Below are 23,148 nucleotides of genomic sequence, written 5' to 3'. Positions count from 1 at the left end.
CCCATGGGAACCACCGTCGACCGACTGTTGCCGAGCGAGGAAGCAGAGGAGCTGCTGGCGCTCACCCGTGAGATCGCCACGAAGGAGCTCGCACCGCAGGTCGCCGAGGCCGAGGAACGGGCCGAGTTCCCCGAGGCCGCCTACCGGTTGCTCGGACGCTCCGGGTTGTTGAGCCTGCCGTTCCCCGAGGAGTACGGCGGCGGGAACCAGCCGTACGAGGTGTACCTCCAGGTCGTCGAGGAGATCGCCACGGTGTGGCCGAGCGTCGGGGTCGGCACCAGCGTCCACAGCCTCACCGCCAGCGTGGTCGAGGCCAACGGTTCGGCCGAGGTGCGGGAGGCCTGGCTGCCCCGGATGCTGTCGGGCGAGTGGCTCGGCGCCTACGGCCTGTCCGAGCCCCAGGCCGGGTCCGACGTCAGCGGCATCCGCACGTCCGCTCGCCGCGACGGCGACGACTACGTCATCAAGGGCACCAAGCAGTGGATCTCCAACGGGTCCTGCGCCGACTACTACGTGCTGTTCGCCCGCACGTCCGAGGATCCGAAGCGCGGGCTGACGGCGTTCGTGGTGCTCGACGGGACGCCCGGGATGACCTTCGGTGCCCCCGAGAAGAAGATGGGCCTGCACTGCGACGTCACCACGCAGGTGCTCTTCGATGACGCCCGGGTGCCGGCTGCCCAGCTGATCGGCGAGGAGGGTGCCGGCATGCGGGTCGCCCTGTCGGCCCTCGACGCCGGGCGCCTCGGCATCGCCGCCGTCGCGACCGGCATCGCCCAGGGGGCGCTGGCCCACGCCGTCGCGTACGCGCGCGAGCGGGAGCAGTTCGGCCAGAAGATCGGCGAGTTCCAGGGCCTGCAGTTCCTGCTGGCCGACATGGCCGCCGACGTGGAACGGTCGCGGGCGGCGTACCTCCACGCTGCGCGACTGAAGGACGCCGGACGGCCGTACTCGCGCCAGGCGTCGATCGCCAAGCTCACCGCATCCGACGCCGCGATGCGCGTGACGACCGACGCCGTGCAGGTGCTGGGCGGCAACGGCTTCACACGGGAGTACCCCGTGGAGCGGATGTTCCGGGACGCGAAGGTGACCCAGATCTTCGAGGGCACCAACCAGATTCAACGGATGGTGATCGGGCGCGACCTGCTGCGCTGACGTGCTTTGGTCATGCTGCCCTTAGGGTGAGGCTGAGAATTCACTGAGGGGGGCTCGGGACCACCCTTTTCACACTCGGAGGGATCCCCCATGGGCAAGAGCCTGATCGTCAAACTCGGCGGCATCGGCGTCGCGATCGTGATCGCTGTCGTCGCGTCATTCATCTTCAGCAAGGGCTCGGAGAAGGTCGCCGAAGCGCAGGCCCCCAAGGTCGGGGAGTGCATCACCGTCACGGGCACCGTCAACGCGAAGACCGACGACAAGGACTGCGGCGACGCCGACGCGACCTTCAAGGTCACCGGCAACAAGGGCGAGTGCGACCCGAGCGAGGACACCCTGTCGATCTCGGTCGGCAAGGCGGACTCGGGCAACGTCGCCGAGCTGTGCCTCGGGCTGAACGCCGCCAAGGGCGACTGCTTCCGCCTCACCGCCACCGAGAGCACGAAGGTCGAGTGCGCGGCGAACAAGGGCGACGCGGACGTCGCGCTGGTCACCAGCGTCGGCAAGTCCGGCACGGCCTGCGCCAACGGCGCCCAGCCGCTCGACTACAAGAAGCGCAACACCCTGCTCTGCCTGGCGCCGAACGCCTGAGCCGGACCGCCGTCGTACCTGACGAGACGGTCCTCCCTGCTCGCAGGGAGCAACCGCTTCGTCAGGTACGACGCACGCGCTCTAGGCTTTGGAGCGCAATCCCCGGTTGGTCTGCCGGTAGGGCCCGCCTGACTTTGAATCAGGACTAGCGTCGTAGGTTCGACTCCTACCCGGGGAGCAAGTGGCGGCGCGCGGATTCCCGTCGCTCCTCAGGCTGTGTCTCCGGAGGAGCCGTGGTGGATCCGGCTCTCCGTGCCGCTCAGCGGCTCGCCCGACCCGCCCCAGCGCCCGGCGACGATCTCGGCCGCGATGCTGATCGCAGTCTCCTCGGGGGTGCGGGCGCCGAGGTCGAGGCCGATCGGTGAGTGCAGCCGCTCGAGCTCTGCCTCGGTCACTCCGGCCTCCCGCAGCCGGACCAGCCGGTCCTCATGGGTCCGTCGGGATCCCATCGCCCCCACGTAGCCGACGGCGGGCAGGCGCAGCGCCACCTCCAGCAGCGGTACGTCGAACTTGGGGTCGTGGGTCAGCACGCAGATGATCGTCTGGGCGTCGACCCGGGCGGCCTCCTGCTCGGCCCGCAGGTACTTGTGGGGCCAGGCCACCACGACCTCGTCGGCGCCGGGGAACCGGCTGTTGGTCGCGAACACGGGCCGGGCATCGCACACGGTCACGTGGTAGCCGAGGAACCCGCCCATCCGGGCCACCGCAGCAGCGAAGTCGATGGCGCCGAACACCAGCATCCGTGGCTTCGGGGCGAACGCCCACACGAACACCCGCATCCCTTCGCCCCGGCGCTCTCCGTCGGGACCATAGGCGAGCGTGCCGCTCGTCCCGGCGGCGAGCAGGCCGAGGGCGTCGTCACGGACCGCATCGTCGATCCGAGGACTGCCGAGCGAGCCCACCAGGCCGGCGTCGCGCAGGACCGCACGGCGTCCGACGTACGACGGGTCCGGGTGTTCGATGACGGCGACCAGCGCGACGGGTCGGCCGGTGTCGATGTCGTCGGCAAGCGCGTCCAGGTCCGGGAAGGACTGCTGGTCCACGCGTTCGACGTACACGTCGAGGATGCCGCCGCAGGTGAGCCCGACCGCGAACGCGTCGTCGTCGGAGACGCCGTACCGCTGCAGGGTCGGCACCCCGGAGGCGAGCACCTCCTGGCCGAGCTCGAAGACGGCGCCCTCCACGCAGCCGCCCGAGACCGAGCCGACCACGGAGCCGTCCGGGCCCACGAGCAGGGAGGCGCCCGGTGGGCGGGGTGCCGACTGGAAGGTGGCCACGACCGTGGCCATCGCGACCGGCTCGCCGGCCCGCCACCAGTCGAGCAGTGCGGGGAGGACCTCACGCATGGTCGCCTCGCGCAGGTCGCTGGTCGACGTCGTGGCCGGTGGCGAGGTCGCCGCACTCCACGAGCTCCAGCGGGTGCTTGGCGAGGTAGTCGCGCGCACCCCGGTCGCCGTCGGCGCCGGCTGCCACGGCTGCCCAGTGGTCGTGACCGAGCAGGACGGGGTGGCCGGGCCTGCCGTCGTATGTCGCGCGGGCGAGGCTGCCGGGTCCGGTCGCCGCCGCCAGCACCCGCGCCACCGCGGCCGCCGGGACGTCCGGCAGGTCGACGAGGTGGACCAGCGCGGCGTCCGAGTCCGACAGGGCGGCGAGGCCGTCACGCAGCGATGCGCCGAGCCCCTGTGCCCAGTCGCCGGTGACCACCACGGCCACCCCCTCAGGGACCAGGACTCGTGCCTGCTCGGCCTGCGCGCCGAGGACCACGGTGCGTTCGGGGCAACCGCCGTCAGCGAGCACCGTGAGCGCCCGAACCAGCCAGTCGTCGACGAGTGCCTTGGGGGCGCCGTACCGGCTTCCGGCACCGGCGGCGAGCAGGAGTCCGTGGACGGTCACCGGGCCAGCGTGCCAGCGATGCGTGCCAGGTGACAGGGGGCCCTATCCTCGAGGAATGGCTGAGCTCCCGAATCTCCCGTCACCCGGCACCGTTGTCCTGGTCGCGCGGGTCACTGTCGCGGCCGTGGTCCCGGTCGTGTCCCGGGGCGATCTGAGCGCAGTGCGGCACCTGCCCTTCGTGCTCACGCACCTCGACGACGCCGCGGTCGTCGCTGGTGCGTTGTCCGACCCCGTCGGTGCGGCGGTGCGGGCTCCGGGTGCGATCGCCCGCACCGGTGTGCGGGGAGTTGTCGGTGCACCGGCCGGCGCGCTGCGGCTCGGCCGTGGTGTCGTGGCGGCGCCCGGTCGCTTCGCCGGCCGACGCTGAGCGTTCAGGCGTGCGCTGGCTTCGCAGCCTGCTGTGGGACGTGGTCCCGCGCGACCACCGCGACACCGACGAACGGCTGCGCCGTCGTCAGGAGGTCAGCGTCGGCGTCGTGGTCGTCGGCGCGGTGATGCTCGCGATCTCGCTGCGCATCGAACCCGGCAGCGGGTGGTTCTACCCGGCCACGTTCGCGATGGCGGGGGTGTGGACGATCGGTGCGTTCGCCTCCGGTCCGCTCCACCTCGGACGCATCGGCGCGTGGCGGGACCGGGAGGCGCTGGTCCGTCCGGTCATCGCGCCGCTGCTCCTGGGGTTCGGCCTGGCCGCAGTCTTCGTGGCGGGTGGCCTGGTCGTGCGCGAGATCCCGGCCCTGGACCGTCAGGTGCGGTCGGTGCTCGAGTTCGCCGACGAGGGGTCGATCCCGCTGCTGGTCCTGGTGACGCTCGTCAACGGAGTGGCCGAGGAGCTGTTCTTCCGGGGCGCGGCCTACGCCGCCGTACCGAGGAGCCCGGTGGTGTGGACCTCGCTGGCCTACGTCGTCGCCACCCTGGCCACGGGCAACGTCATGCTCGCGTTCGCCGCGATCCTGCTCGGTGTCGTGGTGGGCCTGGAGCGTCGGGCCACGGGCGGCATCCTGGCTCCGATCCTGACGCACTGCAGCTGGTCCCTGGCGATGCTGTTCGCACTGCCGTTGCTCTTCGGCTGATCAGATCTCGTCGCCCTCGGCGAGGCGCTCGGACAACGCCTGCTGGACGGCCTCGCGATAACCCATCGGTTCGCCCGGAACGAGCGTGCGGATCCGGTGGTCGGTCACCACGACCTCGGTGCTCATCGAGTCGATGAGGTTGCGCCCGGTGGTGACGTCGACGTCGGTGACCAGCGCCAGCCAGTACGACGACAGCCGGGGCGTCAGGACGGGCACGCGCACGATCGGGACGCGGTGGCCCGAGGCCACCTCCGAGGCGATGGCGAGCATGTCCAGGTAGGTCATCGCATCAGGTCCGCCGATCTCGAAGACCTCGCCGAGCGCGGCGTCGTTGTCGATGACACCGGCGAGGTACCGGACGACGTCGTCGACCGCGATCGGCTGGGTGCGGGTCGAGGTCCACCGGGGCACGACCATCGCCGGGAGGTTCTTGACCAGCTGGCGGGTCAGCTCCCACGAGATGCCGCCGTGCCCGACCACGATGGCTGCCCGCAGCACCGTGACCGGGACGCCGCCCTCGCCGAGCAGCCCCTCGACCTCGCGCCGCGAGCGCAGGTGGGGGGAGAGGTCGTCGTCGTCGGCGCCGAGGCCGCCCATGTAGACGATCTGGCGGACGCCGGCACGGGCAGCAGCCCGACCGAAGGAGCGTGCGGCAGCTGCGTCGCGCTGCTCGAAGTCTGCGTGGTCGAGCGAGTGCACCAGGTAGACGGCGACGTCGACGCCGTCGAGTGCACGGCCGAGGGATTCGTCGTCGCCGACGTCCGCCCCGACCGGGCGGCCGGCGCCGTCGTAGGCCTCCGGGCGCCGCGTCATCGCGCGCACGTCGACCCCGCGCTCGACCAGTGCGGTGGCGAGCCGGCTCCCGATGAAGCCGGTCGCGCCGGTCACCAGGACGGTCGGATCGTCAGCCATTGCTCGAGCCTACGGACCGCACCCGAGAACGCGTGGTCAGGCGCCGAGGATCTCCGCGACCTCGGGCGAGGCGAAGAACGGCGCGAGCCGGGCGCGGATCAGCCGCTCGGCCTCGCCGGACTCGACCGCCTTCGCCAGCAGGCCGGGCAGCAGCGCCGTGGCCTGGCCGACCAGCTCGTCGCGGGTGAGGCCGAGGTCCTCGACGAGCGTGGACATCGGGTGGTCGCCGTACACGGAGAAGAAGTCGTCGACCAGGGCGTCGGCCAGCGCGAGCACCGGCTCCGAGGCCGCGCCCGCGATCACGATGTCCTGCAGGAGGCCGGCGACGCGGTGGATGTCCTCGCGCTCGCCCACCTCGTGGAGGTTGCGGAGCGGGTGGTCGGCGTACAGGTCGAACACCTGCAGGGCGGCCTCGCGGGCAGCCGGGTCGGACAGGGTCTCGACGAGGAGCTTGTTGAGGCGGCGCATCGCGAAGGTCGCGCCCTTGCCGGCGGTGTCGCCGAGGATGGCCTCGAACTGCTTGTCGGCCGCGCCTGCCACGCCGCGCGCGACGCTGCTGCCGAGCGAGACCAGCGAGCCCACGCCGGGGATCTTCTCGGCGACGGCGCGGTTGGTGGCGAGCACGTCGCCGACGATCCGGGTCACGAAGCGGGCAGCCACGGACGCGGCGAGGGGGCTCTCGGCGACCTTGTCGAGGAACTTCGCGGCGAGGTCGGGGCGCGCGAGCAGCTCCGAGAGCAGGAGGTCGACGTGGTCGCGGTCCAGCACGTCCGCGACGGCGAACGGCGTCGCCGGGCCGTCGTACGCGGTGTCGGCAGCGATGCCGACCACCGTGCTGGCGGCGGCGCTCGCGGGGACCCGCTGCAGCACGAGCCGGATCAGCTCCTTGACGGGCGCGGGGTCGACGAGGTCGGTCACCGACAGGCGCGATCCGGCATCGAGCAGGTCGTCGATGTCCTCGGCGAGGACATCGGCCAGGCCTGCACCGGTGATCCGGGTGAGGAGCCAGGCGACCTGGGCGTCGAGCAAACGGTCGGCGGTGCTCGCAGTGGGCATGCACCGATTGTGACGTGCCGCGGGGGCGGGCCGGCATTCGCCCCCACGTGCCCGGGGTAGGGAAAACCCCACCCCTGCCTGGCGGTTCAGGCCCATCGATCGCGGCGCCGGATGTTCCTAGCGTCGGAGACATCCGATTCCGACGTCCTCCAGGAGCCCCGCATGTCCACACCCAGCAACGTCGCGGCACCGGCCCTCGCCGTGCACGACCTCACCCGCACCTACGGCACCGGCGAAGCCTCGATCGCTGCCCTCGCCGGCATCGACCTCGCCTTCCGGCGGGGCACCTTCACCGCCGTGATGGGCCCTTCGGGGTCCGGCAAGTCCACCCTCCTGGCCTGTGCTGCCGGCCTCGATCGGCCCACGTCGGGGCGCGTCGCCATCGGTGGTGAGGACGTCACGGACTGGGACGAGGAACGGCGCACCCGCCTGCGCCGGGAACGGATCGGCTTCGTGTTCCAGGCCTTCCACCTGATGCCCTACCTGTCGGTGACGCAGAACGTCGGCCTTCCCGCCCGGCTCGCCGGCAAGCGGCCCGACCGGGCGCGGGTCCGCGACCTGATCGAGCGGGTCGGACTCGCGGACCGCTCCCACCACCTGCCGGGCAGCCTCTCGGGCGGCCAGCAGCAACGCGTCGCGATCGCCCGGGCCCTGGTCTGCCAGCCCGACGTCGTCCTCGCCGACGAGCCCACCGGTGCCCTCGACTCGGCCACCGCCCGGCAGATCCTCGGCCTGCTGCGCAGCAGCGTCACCGACTTCGGCCAGACCGTGGTGATGGTGACCCACGACCCCGTCGCGGCGTCGTACGCCGACGAGGTGGTCTTCCTCGTCGACGGCCGGGTCGCGGGGCGGATGACGCGCCCCACCGCCGATGCCGTGGCCGGCCAGATGGCGCACCTCGACGACCTGGTGGTGTCCCGATGAGCGCCACGACCAGTCTTGCCTGGCGCAGCCTGCGCCACCGCCCCCTCGCCGCAACGGCGACCTTCGTCGCGGTCCTGCTCGGGGCCGCCCTCATCGGCTCCTTCGCGACGCTGGTGGAATCCGCGTCCGGCGCGACCGGCACCGACGCCGACACCCTCGTCATCATGGGCGCCGTCGTCGGCGGCTGGGGCGCGATCATCGTGCTCTTCTCGGTGGCCTCCACCGTCGGCATCACCGCGACCCAGCGGGCCGCCGAGATCGGGCTGATCCGCACGATTGGCGCGACGCCCCGCCAGGCCCGCAAGCTGATCGTCCGCGAGACCGCCGTCGTCACGCTGACCGCTGCGGTCGCCGGCGCTGCGGTGGCCCTCGTCTCCGGCCGGTTGCTCTTCGACCTGCTGCAGTCCGGTGGCCTCCTCGCCTCCCGCACCGAGTACGACGGAGGGCCGGCCTCGGTCGCCACCGGCGCCGGACTCGTCCTGGTCGCCGCGTGGATCGCGTCCACCGTGGCAGCCCGCAAGGCCACTCGTGGTCCTGCCGGCGTGCTCGTGCAGAGCAGCGCAGCCGAGCAGTCCCGGATGGCGTGGTGGCGGGTGGGGATCGCCCTGCTGCTGCTCGGCTACGGGATCGCGATGGCCGTCATCACCGTCACGGTCACCGCGCACGACGCCGACCCGTACGCGGCGATGTCGACGAGCGGGTCGAGCTCGATCCTGGTCGGTGTCGGTCTCGCCGTGCTGGCGCCCGTCCTGCTCCGCTGGTGCGCCACCCCGATCGGCCGCCTCCTCGGTCCGTGGGGTGCGAGCGGGCACCTGGCGTCGTACAACACCGCCCGGAGGGCGCACCTGCTCGCCGGTGTCCTGGCGCCGGTCATCGTCCTGACGTCGGCCGCGGTCGGCACCCTGATGCTCGTCGACATCGACACGCGCTCGTTGCCCGCGGGCACTCCCGACAGCGACACGATCAACCTGCTCAACAACGTGGTGGTCGGGATGATCGCGCTGTTCGCGGCGATCATGGTGGTCAACGCGTTCGTGGCGACGGTCGCCCACCGTCGCGCGGAGCTGCACCGCCTGCACCTGCTCGGCGCGACGACGCGGCAGGTCCGCGGGTCGGTGGTCGCGGAGGCCGCGATCGTGGCGGCCGTCGGAGTCCTGCTGGGAACCGTCGCGTCCCTGGCCACCGTGGTGCCGTTCGCCGTCGCTCGGGACGAAGGGGTCGTGCCGGACGGTGGACTGTGGCTGCTGCCCGTCGTCGTCGCCGGAGTCGTCGCTGTCACGCTCGGTGCGGCCCGGACGGCAGCACGGGGCGCGGGCAACCCGATGGTGTCGGGGGCAGGGCGATGACACACTTCGAACCAATGGACCTCCTCGCGCCCATCCGCCTCGGGCGGCCGTACGCCGTGACCACCGACGGCATCGTCGACCGGCTCCGCCTGACCCTGGTCTCGGCGGGGTACGCCGCGTCCTTCCTGCCGAGCCTGGCGCTCGCGATCCTCACGCTGCTGTGCCTCGCGCTCGGCCCGGCGCTCGGGATCGGGGTGCTGCTCGCCCAGCTGGTGTTCCCCGCGACGGCCGGCCTGACCGCCGCCCACCGCCGGATCAGCGGTCGGCTGCTCGGCGAGGAGATCGTCGCCGACTACGCCTCGGACCGTGGCACGCCCGTGCTGGTGCGGCCGTTGCGCTGGATGCGGGACCCGGCACGCTGGCGGAACTTCGGCTTCCTGTGGTTCTCCGCCTCGGGCGGGTTCGCGATGTCGCTGCTCCCCGTGGCGTTGCTGACCCTGCCGCTGACCTGGCTCGTCCTCGCGATCACCGCGTCCGGCTGGATCTGGTTGTTCCTTCTCGTGGGCAGCGGCCCGGCCTACGTGGCGTGGTGGTTCGTCACGCCGCCACTGGTGCAGGCCCGGGCCCGTGCCGAGCGCGGCATGCTCGGCAGCTCCCGCATCGCCGACCTCGAGGAGCGCGTGGAGCGCGTCGAGGAGTCCCGCGCCGAGACCCTCGACCACTCGGCCGCCGAGGTGCGCCGGATCGAGCGCGACCTCCACGACGGTGCGCAGGCCCGGATCGCGTCGGTCGGCATGAACGTCGGTCTCGCCGAGAAGCTGGTCCACACCGACCCGAACGCCGCCGCCGCGTTGTTGCGCGAGGCCCGCGAGACCACGATCGATGCGCTCGAGGACCTGCGCGGCGTGGTGCGCGGCATCCACCCGCCCGTCCTCGCCGACAAGGGCCTGGCCGGCGCGATCGAGGCACTGACCCTTGCGCTGCCGGTCCCGACCTCGGTCGCCATCGAGGTGCCCCGGTTGCCCGCACCCGTCGAGTCCGCGGCCTACTTCGCCGTCGCGGAGTGCCTGGCCAACACGGTCAAGCACGCCCGCGCCGGGCGCGCCTGGGTCACCGGCCGGTACGACGGCGACCGGCTCCGGATCACCGTCGGGGACGACGGACGGGGTGGCGCCGATGCCGCCGGCTCCGGCCTCGCGGGCGTCGCCCGGCGGCTCGACGCCTTCGACGGTGACCTTCGGGTGCTGAGCCCTGCGGGCGGTCCGACCCTCGTCGAGCTGGAGGTCCCGTGCCGGACGAGCTGAGCGACGCAGTGCCGATGCGGGCGGTCCTCGCCGAGGACCAGGCGCTGCTGCGGGTCGGGCTGACCCGGATCCTCGAGTCCGGCGGCATCGAGGTCGTCGAGGCGGTCGACAACGCACCCTCACTCGCCCGGGCGTTGACCCGCGCGGACATCGACATCGCCGTGGTCGACGTACGACTGCCGCCGACGTTCAGCACCGAGGGGCTCGAAGCGGCCACCACCGCGCGCGGTGCCCGGCCCGGCCTGCCCGTCCTGGTGCTGAGCCAGTGGGTCGAGCCGCTCTACGCCCGTGACCTGCTGGCCAGCGGAGAGGGTGCCGTCGGGTACCTCCTCAAGGACCGGGTCGCCGACGTGGACGCGTTCCTCGCTGCGGTCCGGCAGGTCGCCAGCGGCGGCACCGTGCTCGACCCCGAGGTCGTCGCCGCGCTGGTGTCGGCCCGCAGCCGGCCGCTCGACCGGCTCACCGATCGCGAGCGCGAGGTGTTGACCCTGATGGCCGAGGGACGCACCAACGCAGCGATCGCCGCCCGCCTCGTCGTCACCGAGAAGGCGATCGGCAAGCACACCAACAACATCTTCGCGAAGCTCGACCTCCCGCCCGCAGCCGACGACAACCGTCGTGTGCTGGCGGTGCTCGCCTGGCTCGACGGGCGCTGAACCGTCGAGGCGCGTTCGTCGGGATCGACCGCCTAGGGTGGCTGTCGTGACCGACCAGCTGACCGTCATCGTCCTCGCCGCCGGCGGGGGCACCCGCATGAAGTCCAAGACCCCGAAGGTGCTGCACCGGATCGGTGGCCGCAGCATGATCGGCCACGTGCTGGCCGCCGTCGGCAGCCTCGAGCCCCACCGCGTGGTCACGGTCGTCGGCCACCAGCGCGAGCTGGTCGCGCCCCACATCACCGAGCTGCTTCCCGAGGCCGTGCTCGCCGTACAGGAGGAGCAGCTCGGCACCGGGCACGCCGTACGGATCGCCCTCGAAGCCCTCGGTGACGTGCCGCGTGCCGGCACCGTCCTGATCGCGTACGGCGACACGCCCCTCCTCGAGGGCGCCACGCTCCGTGCGTTCACCGAGTCGCACCGCGGCGCGCAGGCGGCCGTCAGCATCCTCAGCGGCATCGTCGCCGACCCCCACGGCTACGGCCGGATCGTGCGCGACGCGGAGGGCGGCGTCGAGGCGATCGTGGAGGAGAAGGACGCCACCGACGCGCAGCGCGCGATCACCGAGATCAACTCCGGGATCCTCGCGTTCGACGCGGCCTTCCTGCTCGACTGCATCGGCCGCATCGACAACGACAACTCCAAGGGCGAGTACTACCTGACCGACGCGGTCGGCCTCGCCCACCGCGACGGCCTGACGGTGGCGGCCCACGCGGTCGACGACGCGCTGCAGACCGAGGGTGCCAACGACCGGGTCCAGCTCGCCGAGCTCGGCCGCGAGCTCAACCGCCGGATCGTCACCCGCTGGATGGCCTCCGGTGTCACCGTCATGGATCCCGCCACGACCTGGATCGATGCCGACGCCGTCCTCGCTGCGGACGTCACGATCCTGCCCGGCACCCAGGTGCTCGGCAAGACCGTCATCGCCGAGGACGCGGTCGTCGGACCCGACACCACCCTCCAGGACTGCGAGATCGGCGCGGGTGCCCGGGTCGTGCGCACCCACGGCCAGCTCGCCGTCATCGGCGCCGGCGCCACCGTCGGCCCCTTCGCCTACCTGCGTCCGGGCACGCTCCTCGGCGCCAACGGCAAGATCGGCACGTTCGTCGAGACCAAGAACGCGCAGATCGGCGAGGGTGCCAAGGTGCCGCACCTGTCGTACGTCGGAGACGCGGAGATCGGCGAGGGCACGAACATCGGCGCCGGCACCATCTTCGCGAACTACGACGGCTCCGCGAAGCACCGCACGAAGGTCGGCCGTTTCGCCAAGACCGGCTCCAACAACACGTTCGTGGCACCCGTCGAGATCGGTGACGGGGCGGGAACCGGGGGCGGCACCGTCGTACGACGGAACGTGCCGCCGGGGGCGCTGGCCGTCAGTGGCGGCCCGCAGCGCAACCTGCCCGGCTGGGCCCAGAGCAAGCGCCCCGGGACGGCCCAGGCCGAGGCAGCGGCAGCGGCGGGCAAGGATGAACAGTCAGGGAACGGCTGAGGCTTTGTCCGAAAACCGGTGGGGACTTGGGGCCGACCGCACCGAGCAGGCAGAATCCTAGGCATCACTTCCGGCGACCCAGGGGAGTCACTCGCGTGAGCGGTCTGAAGAAGACGACCGAGAAGAACATGATGCTCTTCTCAGGACGTGCCCACCCCGAGCTGGCCGATCAGGTCGCCGAGCTCCTGGGACAGCCTCTCGTGCCGACCCAGGCCTACGAGTTCGCCAACGGCGAGATCTACGTGCGCTACGAGGAGTCGGTTCGCGGCTGCGACGCGTTCGTGATCCAGAGCCACACCACTCCGATCAACGAGTGGATCATGGAGCACCTGATCATGGTCGACGCGCTCAAGCGCGCGTCCGCCAAGCGGATCACCGTGGTCATGCCGTTCTGGGGCTACAGCCGCCAGGACAAGAAGCACCGCGGTCGTGAGCCGATCTCCGCGCGCCTGATCGCCGACATGTTCAAGAGCGCCGGTGCCGACCGGATCATCACCGTCGACCTGCACGCCGACCAGCTCCAGGGCTTCTTCGACGGCCCCGTCGACCACCTCATGGCGCTGCCGCTGCTCGCGGACTACATCAAGTCCAAGTACGGCGACCAGCCGCTCGCCGTGGTCTCGCCGGACGCCGGCCGGATCAAGGTCGCCGAGCGCTGGTCCGCACGCCTCGGTGGGGCGCCGCTGGCGTTCATCCACAAGACCCGTCGCACCGATCGTCCGAACGAGACCGTCGCCAACCGGGTCGTCGGTGAGGTCAAGGACCGGATCTGCGTCCTGACCGACGACATGATCGACACCGGTGGCACGATCGTGAAGGCCGCCGAGGCGCTGATGGCCGAGGGCGCGGCAGGCGTCGTCATCGCTGCCACCCACGCGATCCTCTCCGAGCCTGCGGTCGACCGCCTCAAGAACAGCACCGCTGTCGAGGTCGTCATCACCAACACCCTGCCCGTGCCGGCCGAGAAGCAGTTCGACAAGCTCACCACGCTGTCGATCGCGCCGCTCGTGGCCCGCGCCATCCGGGAAGTCTTCGAGGACGGCTCGGTCACGAGCATGTTCGACGGCCACGCCTGACGCTTGCGCTGCGGACTACCCCCGGTCAGGCCTCGTCGAGGCCCCGCACGAACGCACCGAACCCCGGCAGGGTGAACCGCACCAGGCCGTGGCCGACGGGCTCGATCACGCCCTTCTCGATGAGGCGTTCGCGCGGAACGCTGATCGCGCGGGAGTCGACGCCGAGGCCAGCGGCGATGGCGGCCCGGGTGACGTTGCCGTCGCCGGCGGCGGCCATCGCCGCGAGGAACCTCTGCTCCGACTGCGAGGCCGCCCCCCAGCGCGCGCGATGCATCGCGGTGATCTGGTCGCGGGCGACGGGTAGCCCGCGCTTCACCGCGGTGAGGGTGAGCCGGGCGCCCTTGTCCGGTGGCGCGGCCTCCCAGGTCGTGCTGCCGAGCAGCTGCAGCAGGTAGGGGTAGCCGCGCGACTCGTTGACGATGGCGGTGAGCGCGGCCTCGGTCCACCCGACACCTTCGGCCTCGGCCGGCGCAACGAGGGCCGCCCGGGCGTCGTCCGTCGACAGGACGTCGAGCGAGACGAAGGTGCTGCGCTCCCCGAACGTGGCGGCCCGCGTCAACGCCTCGGGGGTGACGGGGAGGCCGGCGGCGACCGCCGCCATCGGGTTCTCCGCGCGTTCGCCGTCGAGGTTCTGCAGGGTGTTCAGGAGGACGGACATCTCCTCGGCAGAGGCGGTGTGCAGCTCGTCGAGGAGGAGCAGCAGGCCCGCACCTCCCCGGCTCCGTACCGAGGACGCCGCCCCGTGCAGCAGGGACTCCAGCATGCCGACGGCCGCCATCGGCGGCGGCGTCGTCTCCTTGCGCGCCACCTCGGCCTGCACCTTGGCCCCGGGAAGTCCGACCTCCACCGTCAGCCGATCGAGCTGTCCGCGCCACCGGTTGCCGGCTGCGCCACCGGGTACGGCGTCGGCGCGCTCGAGCGCGCGGCCGATGCTGTGCGCGATCTCGGGCAGGACGGGTTGCTGGCGCGAGCACGCGACCCAGGCGGTCACGAAGCCGGACTCCTCGGCCCGGCGCTGGCCGGCCCGCAGCAGCGACGTCTTGCCGATGCCACGGGGTGCGTGGAACAGGAGGAGCGGACCGCCGAGCTCGCCGAACGTCGCGACACGGCCGAGCAGTCCCTCGATCCGCCGCATCTCCGCGGTGCGGCCGGCGAGGATCCGCGGCACCTGGCCGGGGGTGTAGGGATTGTTCGGCATGGCGATCTCCCGAGCGTGATACGTCTTTATACTTCGCCCAAGCATAAAGCGGTATCTCCTCCCGGGGAAGGTGCCCGGAGGTACGGGTCGGTGATCTCCCTGGCCTGACCGGGCCCCGGCTCAGGTGAGTGTCGGTACCAGTGCGGTGCCCTCGCCCTCGACCAGCGCAGGATCGGGTCGCCGGCCCGATGCGATCATCAGCAGCTCCTGCATCGGCCCACTGACGACCGGCCCCTTGCCGCGGGCCCACTTCACGTCGGTGGCGACCATCCGGACACTCCGGACGAGCTTGCCCGTACCCATCAGCGGCGCGAGGCGTCGTACCCGGTCGGCGGCGACAGCCGCCGCTGCCGGAGGCATCTCACGGGTCCGCCCGAGCGGGCGGACGATGTCCTGGTGGTGCAGGAGTGCGTCGATCAGCGGCTCGACCGACGTGGTCGTCGGGACGTGGTGGGTGCTGGTCGCGTAGCGCTCGAAGTCGGACAGGATGCTGTCGCGCGTCTCGCGGGCGCCGAGCCGCTTCACCTCGCGGAAGATCATCGAGTTGTAGCCACGGCCGAGGTTGCGGGCCATGAGCCCGCCCATGTCGCGCCAGCCGATCTGGGGTGTCGAGATGACGTGGGCGGCGACGTCGTGGACGGTCCACCCGGGGCACAGCGTGTCGTGGGACCAGTCCTCGTCGGGGAGCTCGGCGAGCAGGCCGGCGAGGGCCGCCCGCTCCGCATGGATGTGGCGCCAGAGCTCGCTCTTGTCCATGGGACCTCCTTGGCGGCTCACGAGATGGTCAGGCTTCCTGACTGCTATCGTCAGGTGAACTGACTTGTTCGTCAAGCCCCCAGGAGGAGTGGTGACCGATCCCCACCCGGCGCTGCTGATGTTCATCAGTGCGCGGTACGCCGAACAGCGGATCCACGAAGCGATCGTGGCCGCCGGGTTCGACGACCTCACGCCGGCGATGGCGCGCGTCGCCGCGCGCGTCGCGGAGCAGGGGAGCAGGATCACCGACCTCGCCGAGCAGGCGCGGATCACCAAGCAGAGCGCGAGCGTCCTGGTGGACCAGCTCCTCCGGGCCGGGTACGTCGACCGGGTGCCCGATCCGTCCGATGCCCGTGCCCGGCTCGTGGTCGGTGCCCCACGGGGGGACCGGGCGCGGGAGGTGGCCCGGCGCGAGGAGCGCGCGATCGAGCGGGAGTGGACCAGCCGGCTCGGCCCGGAGGCGATGGCGGCGCTCCGTGGAGCCCTCGAGTCGCTGCGCGAGATCACCGACCCCTACCGCTGACCGGAATTTCGCCGTACCCCCGGATCGTGGGTAATCTTCTCCGGTTGCCTCGGCGAGGGAGCTCCCGCTTCTATGACTCCGTGATCGACTGGGCCGGCTCGTAGTACGTCACGACGCCGCGCGCCCTGCCGGTCACCGGGTGAGGGAAGCGCGGCGCTCCTGTTTCCGCAGGCTCCCACCGAGACCCAGACGATCCAGGAGATTCCCCATGAGCACCGAGAAGATCAAGGCCGAGATCCGCGCCGAGTTCGGCAAGGGCGCCGCCCGCCGCATCCGTCGCGAGAACAAGATCCCCGCAGTCGTCTACGGACACGGCAACGAGCCGATCCACGTCACCCTCCCGGGCCACGAGACCATGATGGCGATCCGCCACGGCGGCGCCAACGCGCTCCTCGAGCTCGACATCGACGGCACCGTCCAGCTCGCCCTGACCAAGCAGGTCCAGGTCGACCCGGTCCGCCGCGTCCTCGAGCACGTCGACTTCGTTGCCGTCGTTCGCGGCGACAAGGCCACCGTCGACGTCCAGATCCACGTCGTCGGCGAGGCCGAGCGGGACACGCTGGTCGTCACCGAGAACAACACCATCCAGGTCGAGGCCGACGCCACGAGCATCCCCGAGTCCATCGAGGTCAACATCGAGGGCGCCGCCGCCGGCACCCAGTTCCTCGCGGGCCAGATCGAGCTGCCGAAGGGCACCACCCTGGTGACCGACCCGGAGACGCTGATCGTCAACGTCACCGGCGCGCAGGACAGCGACACCGGCGAAGAAGAGGCCGCCCCCGCCGAGGGCGAGGCCGCTGAGGGCGAGACCGCCGAGGCTGGCGACAGCGAGTGACCTTCGGCCGGCTCAGGTGGTTCCTGGGCCGTCTGATCTCCCCGGCACGTTCCATCGTGCCGGGGAGTTCTGCCGTTCCTGAAGAGACCGACGAGACCGAGGAGGTCCCCGTGGCAGACGACACCAGCGCCGATGTGTGGCTCGTCGTCGGGCTCGGCAACCCCGGGCCGTCGTACTCGGGGCATCGGCACAACATCGGCTACCTCGTGGTCGACGAGCTCGCCCGCCGGATGGGCAGCGGCTTCCGCGCCCACAAGACCGGCCGCGCCGACGTCGTCGAGGGCCGCTTCGGTGCGCCGGGCACGACCTCGCCGCGCGTGGTCCTCGCCAAGGCACGCACCTACATGAACGAGTCGGGCGGTGCCGTCAAGGCGCTGGCCACCTTCTACAAGGTGCCCGCCGATCGGATCATCGCGATCCACGACGAGCTCGACATCGACTTCGGCACCCTGCGCAGCAAGCTCGGTGGCGGCGACAACGGCCACAACGGCCTCAAGTCGATGCGGTCCTCGCTCGGTACCGGTGACTTCTACCGGGTGCGCGCCGGCATCGGCCGCCCGCCCGGTCGCCAGGACGTCGCCGACTTCGTGCTGTCGAACTACTCCGGCGTCGAGCGCAAGGAGCTGCCCTTCCAGGTGGACTCCGCTGCCGATGCCGTCGAGTCCCTGGTCGCCGACGGCCTCGAGAAGACCCAGCAGCGCTTCAACTCGTAGCCGCGACTTGGGGTTTGTCACGCCCGAGTCGGGGTTTGTCACCGCCGAGTTGTGCCTTGTGTACGACGGCGCGGACACAAACCCCAACTCGGCGGTGACAAACCCCAACTCGGCGATCGCTACGCTGCGCGGGTGACCTTCGATCCCGGCGTACCCCCCGCTGACGTTGTTGCCGATGACCACCGGTTCGCGGCCTGGCTGGCCGAGGCCGCGGGCCAGCGCTTGCTGGAAGTCCGCTCCGAGGGCCTCGAGGGCAAGGAGCTCAAGGACGCCGGCGACCGGGCGGCCCACGTGCTGCTGATGGACCTGCTCGCGACGTACCGCCCCGACGACGCCGTCCTGTCCGAGGAGGCGCTCGAGAACGCCGCCGACAAGGACGCCCGGCTGCAGGCCGACAAGGTGTGGATCGTCGACCCGCTCGACGGCACCCGCGAGTTCTCCGAACCGCCGCGCGACGACTGGGCCGTGCACGTCGCGCTCTGGCAGGGCGGCACCCTGATCGCCGGCGCGGTCGCGCAGCCGGTCCTCGGCGAGACGTTCAACACCGGTGCCCCGCCCGTCGTCCCCGTGCGTACGTCGACGCGGCCCCGGATCGCGGTCTCCCGTACCCGCCCGCCCGCCTTCGTGCAGGCGCTCGCTGCCGAGATCGACGCCGAGCTCGTGCCGATGGGCTCGGCCGGGGTGAAGATGATGTCGGTGGTCCGTGACGTCGCCGACGCCTACGTCCACGCCGGCGGCCAGTACGAATGGGACTCGGCCGCTCCGGTGGCCGTTGCCCGCGCCGCCGGCCTGTTCACCTCACGGGTGGACGGAAGCGAACTGGTCTACAACCAGGCCGACGTCTACCTGCCCGACGTGATCGTGTGCCGCCCGGAGCTGTCCGCGCAGATCCTCGCGTTCATCGCTGCGCACGGCACGGACTGATCCGACGCCCCGCCATGGCTGAGCAGAAGGTCGCGCAGGAGGAGGCCCGGTCGCCGATCGACTGGCCGGCCACCTTCGCGGGCGCAGCCGCGGCGGTCACGGTGGCCGTCCTGCTCTCGACGCTCGGCGCGGCCGGCACCCTGATCGGCGCTGCGCTCGGCAGCGTCGTCGCGACCGTCAGTACCGCCCTCTACAAGCAGGGCATCGAGTCGAGTCGCCGGCGGATGGCCGAGGTCCAGGCCGTCGCCCTGCAGAAGGTGAACCTGGCGGACCAGGACCTGCGCCGGGCGGAGCGGCGACCGTCGGGGCCTCGCGCCGAGCAGGACGTCGCCCGGGCCCGTGAGCGACTCGACGAGGCCAGCAGTGCCCTCGAGCCCGACACCGGTCCGCCCGCGGCCGAACCGCCCGCAGCGGCCGAGCCGGGTCGCTGGGCGGCCCTGCCCTGGCGGCGGATCGCGCTGCTCGCGGTCGCCGTGTTCGTGCTCTCGCTCGCCGTGATCAGCATCATCGAGGTGCTGGCAGGCAAGAGCGTCTCGACGATCACCGGCGGAACCGATGACGACCGCACCTCGATCACCGGGATCTTCGGGGACCGCACCGCGCCGGACGACGAACCGACCGAGCAGGTCACCCCGACCGACTCCACCCAGGAGCCGGCCGAGTCCGACTCGACCACGCCGACCCAGGAGACGTCGCCCACCACGACCGACGCGACGGAGCCGACGCCCTCCGGCACCCCGACCGAGACGGTCACGGTGACCGAGACGGCCACGGAGTCCGTCGACCCGGTGGATCCGACGGCCTCGGTCACCCCCTGACCGGGCGGGCCGAAACCCGGTTGTGGCGCGGCCTCTCACTGGAGAGAGTGGCCGCATGACGTCGTACATCTCGCACACCACGGTCGACAGCCTCAACGCCTACGAGCTCTCGGAGTGGTGGAAGCCCGTCCTCGGCTACGTCGACATCGAGGGCGACCCGAACCTGCCCGGTCACGTGGAGTGCGCGATCCGGGACCCGGAATCCGGCCACGAGATCCTCTTCCTGCAGGTGCCGGACGCCAAGACCCCGCTGAAGAACCGCGTCCACTTCGACCTGCGACCGCGCGAGGTCACCCGCGACGAGGAGCTGGCGCGCCTCCTGGAGTACGGCGCCACGCAGGTCGCCGACCACCGGGGCATCCACGGGCCCGGCTCCGGCTGGGTCATCCTCGCCGACCCCGAGGGCAACGAGTTCTGCATCCTGCGCTCGGACGCCGAGGTCGCGGCCCAAGAGGCCTGAGGCCTGGCGAGCCGGCTCGGCCATTCCAGCTCAGAAGACGTTGAAGGGCCGGAACTGGACCGAGATCCGCGGTCCGGCCGACGCCACCTTGGGGACGGCGTGCTCCCACGTGCGCTGGCACGAGCCGCCCATCACGACGAGGTCGCCGTGGCCCATCTCGACCGCGAAGCCCTCGCTCCGGCGCTCCGGGTCGCGCGGTCGCAGGTGCAGCTTGCGGGGGTCACCGACGGACACGATGGCGACCATCGTGTCGTGCGTGGAGCCGCGCCCGATGGTGTCGCCGTGCCAGGCGACGCTGTCGCGTCCATCGCGGTAGTAGCAGCACCCGGCGGTCCTGAACGGCTCGCCGAGCTCGTCGCCGTACCGGGCCGACAGGTCCTCGCGTGCCGCCGTCAGGGCGGGGTGGGGGAGGTCGTCACCGATCATGTACGTGTGGACCAGGCGGGGTACGTCGACAACGCGGTCGTACATCGACCGGCGCTCCGCGCGCCAGGGGACGTCGTTGACCAGCGCCGCGAAGACGTCGTCCGCGTGGGGGAGCCAGTTGCGGGCGACGTCGACCCACGCCCCGTCACTCAGGCCGCGTCGCTCGATCGGGCCGGTGTGGTCGGGCGCGACCGTCTCGAACAGGGTGCTCTGGAAGTCCACCGCCATGCGATCCATCGTACGACCCGATCGAACAGGTGTTCGTATGCCGTGGGCGTGTCGGTGTCCACGAATCCGATGGTTCGGGCAAATAAATCGGTGTTCGCCGGACGCGTCCCCGACCCCCTCCTACTGTCCGGAATGTGTCACCGGTCCAGGGGGGTTCGACAAGACGCATGCTCAAGCACGTGGAGATCCGTGAGTACGTCCGCGACCTCGTCCGTGGCAGCGTTCCGGGCACCGCGGCGCCGTCCGAACGCGACCTGGTGGACCGGTTCGGAGTCGCCCGGATGACCGTGCGCCAGGCGCTCGACGCCCTGGTCGGCGAGGGCGTCCTCGAACGGTTCCCCGGACGCGGCACCTTCGTCGCCGCGCCGCGTCGGGTCCCCACCGGTGTCTCCGGCTTCACCGAGGACATGGCGGGCAAGGGCCTGGTGGCCGACTCGCGCACGGTCGTCGCCGAGCGCCTCGCCCCGAGCCCGTCCGTCGCCGGAGCACTGCGCCTGCGGCCCGACGAGACGGTCGTCCACTGGCAACGGCTGCGTCTCGTGGACGGCCGCCCCGTGTGCCTGTCGGACGCCTTCCTGCCGGACCACATGGTCCCGGGTCTTCTCGAGAAGCTGCCTGCCAGCCTGTACGACGACCTGGCCGCCCGCGGGGTGCGGCCGACGTGGGCCGAGGACGACATCGCGGCCCGCACGGCGACGGACGTCGAGGCCCGCCTGCTCGACCTCCCCGTCGGTGGTGTGGTGCTGCGGCGTTCACGGCGCGCGATGTGGCGCGACATCCCGATCGAGGTGTCGCGGACGATCTACCGGAGCGACCAGTACTCGGTGGGCCTGTTGCTGCGCGACTGACGCCGACGCCCGCGTGGACCCGTCAGCTGCTCAGGCCGCCCAGCGGTGCGACCGTCTGGCCGGTCTCCTCGCAGACCCACTGCGGATCCGGGCCACCGAGGTCGGGGTCGATGTGCAACGCATGGATCGGCCCGTCCTGGCACCCCACGCAGACCGGCCAGAGGCCTTCGCGGGTGCCGCGGCCGAACCGGTCAGCCAGGGCGTCCTGGAGGTCCTGGGCGATGAGGCCGCCGATGTACGGCGCCCCGTCGACCCACTGCTCCAGCCACCAGCGACGTTCGGAGCAGGCCTCCTCGAGGAGGGTCACCGTGTTCGGCGTCCCGAGGGCGCGCGCCTCGAGGTCGGCGAGCACCTGCGCTCGGGCCACGTAGATCACGCTGTCGTCCACAAGGCCCATTGTGCGTTGGTTTCCCAAGGGCTGCCCGGAGCACGGGTGGGAGGTTGCGATGGTGGCGCGCGACGGGCTCCGGGACTAGCGTCGTCCTTGGCGTCCGGTTCTCGGTGCTCGTCCTGCCGGCGCTGTCCTGGTCACCGAATTCTGCGCCCCCTGGAGTCCCCATGAGCACCCGTCTCCTGCACATCATCGCCACGCCGCGTGGTCTCGCCTCCAACACCGGACGCGTCTCCAGCGTCCTGATCGAGGAGCTGCACCAGAAGTACGACGACCTCGAGGTCACGACGCTCGACCTCTTCAGTGCCGACCTGCCCGCCGTTGCCGGCGTGAACATCAAGTCGAAGTACGCCCTGATGACCGGACAGCCGGTCGACGAGGCGGCCACCGGCTCGTGGCAGGAGATCGAGCGCACCATCGAGCAGTTCCTCAGCGCGGACCTGTACGTCCTGACCGTGCCGATGTGGAACTTCGGCATTCCCTACGCGCTGAAGTACTACATCGACGCGATCGTCCAGCCGGGCTACCTGTTCACCTACAACGAGCAGGGCCAGCCGGTCGGCCTGGTCGAGGGCAAGAAGATGGTCTGCGTGACCTCGCGGGGCGGTGACTACTCGCAGCCACCGATGTCCAGCCTGGACCAGGTGCAGAGCTACCTGAGCAGCATCTTCGGCTTCGTTGGCATCGGTGACATCGAGTTCTTCCCGGTGCAGCCGTGCGACGTGACGGTCGAGCTGCGCAACGCCGCAGCCAAGGCGGCCATCGCCGACGTCCGGGCGTGGGTCGCGGCGGGCGCCTGGGATGCGCAGCCCGCGGTGGCGCTCGCTCCGTAGCGCCAGCGCCGGAGCGCCTACGCCGTGGTGTCGAGGGCGTCGATCTCGCGCGCCAGGTTCGTGCGGGCCGCGGACTCCCAGTGTGCGGCGCCGTACGCCGTGTGGAAGAGCCGTGGCTTGCTCGACAGCGCCCGCAGCACGTCGGCACGGCCCTTGTTGAAGACCTCGTCGGGTAGGTGGGCGTACTCCGTGCGCACCGCCGCGACATAGGCGTCGTAGCGGTCCGTGGGCGCGGCGAGGATCGCCAGGTCCGCGTCCGAGAGCGCGGCGCCGTTGTCGTCGCCCTCCTCGGGGCGGTGGTTCTCGGTCAGCCGCACCAGCCGGGCCACCTCGGCCACGGTGGCGGCGTCGGTGAAGGCGGGCAGCGCCTCCTCCGCCCAGCTGGCTGACCTCTCCTCGGCATCCCGCTCGCCGTCGTACACGGCATCGTGGAACCACGCCGCCAGCAGGACCGGCGTGCGGTCGTACGGCGTCCCGTGCCCGGTCAGGGTGTCGAGGTGCTCGAGCACCTCACGCAGGTGCCGGGTGCCGTGGTGCCCGCGATGCGGGTCGGCGTACGCGGCGAGGATCTCGTCACGGAGCGCATCGGCTCCGGACAGGGGCCAGGGCAGGTCGGGATGGTCGTCCTCCATCAGGACATTCAAACCGACCGCCCCGACACCTGTCACTGCCGGGTGCTGCCTAGTTGTGATGTCCGGGGACGTTGGTCAGTCGGGTGACCGGTGGCTTGGCTCCGATGGCGGAGTGGACGCGGTGATGATTGTAGAAGTGGAGCCATCCGGG

27 protein-coding genes and 1 tRNA gene are annotated in these 23,148 nt (G+C 71.5%); 19 read left to right on the top strand and 9 right to left on the bottom strand.

Annotated elements, in window-relative coordinates:
• Nucleotides 1-3 precede the first annotated feature (3 nt).
• From ACOACQ_RS22035 to ACOACQ_RS22025, 3 genes are all read left to right on the top strand, one after another.
• Nucleotides 4-1,152, top strand: a complete 1,149-nt coding sequence (locus ACOACQ_RS22035) for an acyl-CoA dehydrogenase family protein (RefSeq protein WP_420289288.1) — start codon at nt 4-6, stop codon at nt 1,150-1,152.
• A 90-nt stretch (nt 1,153-1,242) separates the two neighbouring features.
• On the top strand, nt 1,243-1,743 hold the full coding sequence (locus ACOACQ_RS22030) for an LppU/SCO3897 family protein (protein ID WP_378603879.1): 501 nt from the start codon (nt 1,243-1,245) through the stop codon (nt 1,741-1,743).
• A gap of 99 nt (nt 1,744-1,842) precedes the next feature.
• Nucleotides 1,843-1,921, top strand: a tRNA-Gln gene (locus ACOACQ_RS22025).
• Nucleotides 1,922-1,952: 31 nt separating this feature from the next.
• Here ACOACQ_RS22025 and ACOACQ_RS22020 read toward each other — a convergent pair.
• Both ACOACQ_RS22020 and ACOACQ_RS22015 read right to left on the bottom strand, forming a co-directional pair.
• Entirely contained in the window at nt 1,953-3,089 is a 1,137-nt protein-coding gene (locus ACOACQ_RS22020) for an XdhC family protein (protein WP_420289287.1), read from the bottom strand.
• The gene (locus ACOACQ_RS22015; protein WP_420289286.1) at nt 3,082-3,636 is read right to left on the bottom strand and encodes a nucleotidyltransferase family protein; all 555 of its coding nucleotides are present in this window, start codon (nt 3,634-3,636) and stop codon (nt 3,082-3,084) included. The genes ACOACQ_RS22020 and ACOACQ_RS22015 overlap by 8 nt, the downstream gene beginning before the upstream one ends.
• Nucleotides 3,637-3,691: 55 nt before the next feature.
• Between ACOACQ_RS22015 and ACOACQ_RS22010 the strand changes: the two genes are divergently transcribed.
• Both ACOACQ_RS22010 and ACOACQ_RS22005 read left to right on the top strand, forming a co-directional pair.
• Nucleotides 3,692-4,003: a hypothetical protein gene (locus ACOACQ_RS22010; protein WP_378602148.1), complete on the top strand. Its 312-nt coding sequence runs from the start codon at nt 3,692-3,694 to the stop codon at nt 4,001-4,003.
• A gap of 10 nt (nt 4,004-4,013) precedes the next feature.
• A complete protein-coding gene (locus ACOACQ_RS22005) occupies nt 4,014-4,706 on the top strand; it encodes a CPBP family intramembrane glutamic endopeptidase (protein ID WP_378602145.1) in 693 nt (230 codons plus the stop codon).
• On the opposite strand, the gene ACOACQ_RS22000 is transcribed toward ACOACQ_RS22005, so the two are convergent.
• Together ACOACQ_RS22000 and ACOACQ_RS21995 are read right to left on the bottom strand one after the other, a co-directional pair.
• Entirely contained in the window at nt 4,707-5,618 is a 912-nt protein-coding gene (locus ACOACQ_RS22000) for an NAD(P)H-binding protein (RefSeq protein ID WP_378602142.1), read from the bottom strand.
• A 36-nt stretch (nt 5,619-5,654) separates the two neighbouring features.
• Nucleotides 5,655-6,674, bottom strand: coding sequence for a hypothetical protein (locus ACOACQ_RS21995; RefSeq protein ID WP_420289285.1), 1,020 nt, complete (start codon nt 6,672-6,674; stop codon nt 5,655-5,657).
• 162 nt (nt 6,675-6,836) lie between these two features.
• Between ACOACQ_RS21995 and ACOACQ_RS21990 the strand changes: the two genes are divergently transcribed.
• The 6 genes from ACOACQ_RS21990 to ACOACQ_RS21965 all read left to right on the top strand — a co-directional run bounded on the left by ACOACQ_RS21990 (nt 6,837) and on the right by ACOACQ_RS21965 (nt 13,412).
• Nucleotides 6,837-7,598: an ABC transporter ATP-binding protein gene (locus ACOACQ_RS21990; RefSeq protein ID WP_378602136.1), complete on the top strand. Its 762-nt coding sequence runs from the start codon at nt 6,837-6,839 to the stop codon at nt 7,596-7,598.
• A complete protein-coding gene (locus ACOACQ_RS21985) occupies nt 7,595-8,944 on the top strand; it encodes an FtsX-like permease family protein (protein WP_420289284.1) in 1,350 nt (449 codons plus the stop codon). Before ACOACQ_RS21990 ends, ACOACQ_RS21985 begins: the two co-directional genes overlap by 4 nt.
• 14 nt (nt 8,945-8,958) lie before the next feature.
• Nucleotides 8,959-10,188, top strand: a complete 1,230-nt coding sequence (locus ACOACQ_RS21980; protein WP_420289283.1) for a histidine kinase — start codon at nt 8,959-8,961, stop codon at nt 10,186-10,188.
• Between the two features lie 14 nt (nt 10,189-10,202).
• The gene (locus tag ACOACQ_RS21975; protein WP_378602151.1) at nt 10,203-10,844 is read left to right on the top strand and encodes a response regulator; all 642 of its coding nucleotides are present in this window, start codon (nt 10,203-10,205) and stop codon (nt 10,842-10,844) included.
• A gap of 46 nt (nt 10,845-10,890) precedes the next feature.
• On the top strand, nt 10,891-12,336 hold the full coding sequence (glmU, locus tag ACOACQ_RS21970; RefSeq protein WP_420289282.1) for a bifunctional UDP-N-acetylglucosamine diphosphorylase/glucosamine-1-phosphate N-acetyltransferase GlmU: 1,446 nt from the start codon (nt 10,891-10,893) through the stop codon (nt 12,334-12,336).
• A 95-nt stretch (nt 12,337-12,431) separates the two neighbouring features.
• A complete protein-coding gene (locus ACOACQ_RS21965) occupies nt 12,432-13,412 on the top strand; it encodes a ribose-phosphate diphosphokinase (RefSeq protein WP_378602124.1) in 981 nt (326 codons plus the stop codon).
• Between the two features lie 25 nt (nt 13,413-13,437).
• On the opposite strand, the gene ACOACQ_RS21960 is transcribed toward ACOACQ_RS21965, so the two are convergent.
• A complete protein-coding gene (locus ACOACQ_RS21960) occupies nt 13,438-14,610 on the bottom strand; it encodes an AAA family ATPase (protein WP_378602121.1) in 1,173 nt (390 codons plus the stop codon).
• Nucleotides 14,611-14,730: 120 nt separating this feature from the next.
• Nucleotides 14,731-15,366, bottom strand: a complete 636-nt coding sequence (locus tag ACOACQ_RS21955) for a maleylpyruvate isomerase family mycothiol-dependent enzyme (protein WP_378602118.1) — start codon at nt 15,364-15,366, stop codon at nt 14,731-14,733.
• A gap of 91 nt (nt 15,367-15,457) precedes the next feature.
• On the opposite strand from ACOACQ_RS21955, the gene ACOACQ_RS21950 reads away from it, so the two are divergent.
• The 6 genes from ACOACQ_RS21950 to ACOACQ_RS21925 all read left to right on the top strand — a co-directional run bounded on the left by ACOACQ_RS21950 (nt 15,458) and on the right by ACOACQ_RS21925 (nt 19,639).
• Nucleotides 15,458-15,889, top strand: coding sequence for a MarR family winged helix-turn-helix transcriptional regulator (locus ACOACQ_RS21950; RefSeq protein ID WP_378602115.1), 432 nt, complete (start codon nt 15,458-15,460; stop codon nt 15,887-15,889).
• 208 nt (nt 15,890-16,097) lie between these two features.
• On the top strand, nt 16,098-16,724 hold the full coding sequence (locus ACOACQ_RS21945) for a 50S ribosomal protein L25/general stress protein Ctc (RefSeq protein ID WP_378602112.1): 627 nt from the start codon (nt 16,098-16,100) through the stop codon (nt 16,722-16,724).
• Between the two features lie 110 nt (nt 16,725-16,834).
• Nucleotides 16,835-17,437 carry an aminoacyl-tRNA hydrolase gene (pth, locus tag ACOACQ_RS21940; RefSeq protein ID WP_420289281.1) on the top strand — a complete coding sequence of 201 codons (603 nt, stop codon included), beginning with the start codon at nt 16,835-16,837 and terminating at the stop codon, nt 17,435-17,437.
• Between the two features lie 132 nt (nt 17,438-17,569).
• Nucleotides 17,570-18,361, top strand: coding sequence for a 3'(2'),5'-bisphosphate nucleotidase CysQ (locus tag ACOACQ_RS21935; RefSeq protein ID WP_420289280.1), 792 nt, complete (start codon nt 17,570-17,572; stop codon nt 18,359-18,361).
• A 14-nt stretch (nt 18,362-18,375) separates the two neighbouring features.
• A complete protein-coding gene (locus ACOACQ_RS21930) occupies nt 18,376-19,179 on the top strand; it encodes a hypothetical protein (protein WP_420289279.1) in 804 nt (267 codons plus the stop codon).
• 55 nt (nt 19,180-19,234) lie between these two features.
• Complete coding sequence (locus tag ACOACQ_RS21925) at nt 19,235-19,639, top strand: VOC family protein (RefSeq protein ID WP_378602104.1); 405 nt, start codon at nt 19,235-19,237, stop codon at nt 19,637-19,639.
• Nucleotides 19,640-19,669: 30 nt separating this feature from the next.
• On the opposite strand, the gene ACOACQ_RS21920 is transcribed toward ACOACQ_RS21925, so the two are convergent.
• Nucleotides 19,670-20,293: an alpha-ketoglutarate-dependent dioxygenase AlkB gene (locus tag ACOACQ_RS21920; protein ID WP_378602101.1), complete on the bottom strand. Its 624-nt coding sequence runs from the start codon at nt 20,291-20,293 to the stop codon at nt 19,670-19,672.
• A 167-nt stretch (nt 20,294-20,460) separates the two neighbouring features.
• Between ACOACQ_RS21920 and ACOACQ_RS21915 the strand changes: the two genes are divergently transcribed.
• Nucleotides 20,461-21,141, top strand: coding sequence for a GntR family transcriptional regulator (locus ACOACQ_RS21915; protein ID WP_378602098.1), 681 nt, complete (start codon nt 20,461-20,463; stop codon nt 21,139-21,141).
• 22 nt (nt 21,142-21,163) lie between these two features.
• On the opposite strand, the gene ACOACQ_RS21910 is transcribed toward ACOACQ_RS21915, so the two are convergent.
• Complete coding sequence (locus tag ACOACQ_RS21910) at nt 21,164-21,538, bottom strand: hypothetical protein (protein ID WP_378602095.1); 375 nt, start codon at nt 21,536-21,538, stop codon at nt 21,164-21,166.
• A 161-nt stretch (nt 21,539-21,699) separates the two neighbouring features.
• Between ACOACQ_RS21910 and ACOACQ_RS21905 the strand changes: the two genes are divergently transcribed.
• Nucleotides 21,700-22,365, top strand: a complete 666-nt coding sequence (locus ACOACQ_RS21905; protein WP_420289278.1) for an FMN-dependent NADH-azoreductase — start codon at nt 21,700-21,702, stop codon at nt 22,363-22,365.
• A gap of 17 nt (nt 22,366-22,382) precedes the next feature.
• Here the strand turns inward: ACOACQ_RS21905 and ACOACQ_RS21900 are convergent, their stop codons facing one another.
• Nucleotides 22,383-22,997: a hypothetical protein gene (locus ACOACQ_RS21900; RefSeq protein ID WP_420289277.1), complete on the bottom strand. Its 615-nt coding sequence runs from the start codon at nt 22,995-22,997 to the stop codon at nt 22,383-22,385.
• Between the last annotated feature and the right edge of the window lie 151 nt (nt 22,998-23,148).

The organism is Nocardioides sp. CPCC 206347, from assembly GCF_048654605.1.
GTDB lineage: Bacteria > Actinomycetota > Actinomycetes > Propionibacteriales > Nocardioidaceae > Nocardioides.
The sequence above is the reverse complement of the archived record's forward strand: the minus strand, read 5'-3'. Positions and strand labels throughout refer to the sequence as shown.

Excerpts from the sequence above, each read along its gene's own strand:
- ACOACQ_RS21910 (WP_378602095.1), bottom strand. The coding sequence starts at position 21,538 with ATGGGCCTTGTGGACGACAGCGTGATCTACGTGGCCCGAGCGCAGGTG.
- ACOACQ_RS22010 (WP_378602148.1), top strand. The coding sequence starts at position 3,692 with ATGGCTGAGCTCCCGAATCTCCCGTCACCCGGCACCGTTGTCCTGGTC.
- ACOACQ_RS21990 (WP_378602136.1), top strand. The coding sequence starts at position 6,837 with ATGTCCACACCCAGCAACGTCGCGGCACCGGCCCTCGCCGTGCACGAC.
- ACOACQ_RS21930 (WP_420289279.1), top strand. The coding sequence starts at position 18,376 with ATGGCTGAGCAGAAGGTCGCGCAGGAGGAGGCCCGGTCGCCGATCGAC.
- ACOACQ_RS21900 (WP_420289277.1), bottom strand. The coding sequence starts at position 22,997 with ATGGAGGACGACCATCCCGACCTGCCCTGGCCCCTGTCCGGAGCCGAT.
- ACOACQ_RS21980 (WP_420289283.1), top strand. The coding sequence starts at position 8,959 with ATGGACCTCCTCGCGCCCATCCGCCTCGGGCGGCCGTACGCCGTGACC.
- ACOACQ_RS21905 (WP_420289278.1), top strand. The coding sequence starts at position 21,700 with ATGAGCACCCGTCTCCTGCACATCATCGCCACGCCGCGTGGTCTCGCC.
- ACOACQ_RS22035 (WP_420289288.1), top strand. The coding sequence starts at position 4 with ATGGGAACCACCGTCGACCGACTGTTGCCGAGCGAGGAAGCAGAGGAG.
- ACOACQ_RS21960 (WP_378602121.1), bottom strand. The coding sequence starts at position 14,610 with ATGCCGAACAATCCCTACACCCCCGGCCAGGTGCCGCGGATCCTCGCC.
- ACOACQ_RS21985 (WP_420289284.1), top strand. The coding sequence starts at position 7,595 with ATGAGCGCCACGACCAGTCTTGCCTGGCGCAGCCTGCGCCACCGCCCC.
- ACOACQ_RS21925 (WP_378602104.1), top strand. The coding sequence starts at position 19,235 with ATGACGTCGTACATCTCGCACACCACGGTCGACAGCCTCAACGCCTAC.
- ACOACQ_RS21995 (WP_420289285.1), bottom strand. The coding sequence starts at position 6,674 with ATGCCCACTGCGAGCACCGCCGACCGTTTGCTCGACGCCCAGGTCGCC.
- ACOACQ_RS21955 (WP_378602118.1), bottom strand. The coding sequence starts at position 15,366 with ATGGACAAGAGCGAGCTCTGGCGCCACATCCATGCGGAGCGGGCGGCC.
- ACOACQ_RS21915 (WP_378602098.1), top strand. The coding sequence starts at position 20,461 with ATGCTCAAGCACGTGGAGATCCGTGAGTACGTCCGCGACCTCGTCCGT.
- ACOACQ_RS21975 (WP_378602151.1), top strand. The coding sequence starts at position 10,203 with ATGCGGGCGGTCCTCGCCGAGGACCAGGCGCTGCTGCGGGTCGGGCTG.
- ACOACQ_RS22000 (WP_378602142.1), bottom strand. The coding sequence starts at position 5,618 with ATGGCTGACGATCCGACCGTCCTGGTGACCGGCGCGACCGGCTTCATC.
- ACOACQ_RS22030 (WP_378603879.1), top strand. The coding sequence starts at position 1,243 with ATGGGCAAGAGCCTGATCGTCAAACTCGGCGGCATCGGCGTCGCGATC.
- ACOACQ_RS22020 (WP_420289287.1), bottom strand. The coding sequence starts at position 3,089 with ATGCGTGAGGTCCTCCCCGCACTGCTCGACTGGTGGCGGGCCGGCGAG.
- ACOACQ_RS21945 (WP_378602112.1), top strand. The coding sequence starts at position 16,098 with ATGAGCACCGAGAAGATCAAGGCCGAGATCCGCGCCGAGTTCGGCAAG.
- ACOACQ_RS21920 (WP_378602101.1), bottom strand. The coding sequence starts at position 20,293 with ATGGCGGTGGACTTCCAGAGCACCCTGTTCGAGACGGTCGCGCCCGAC.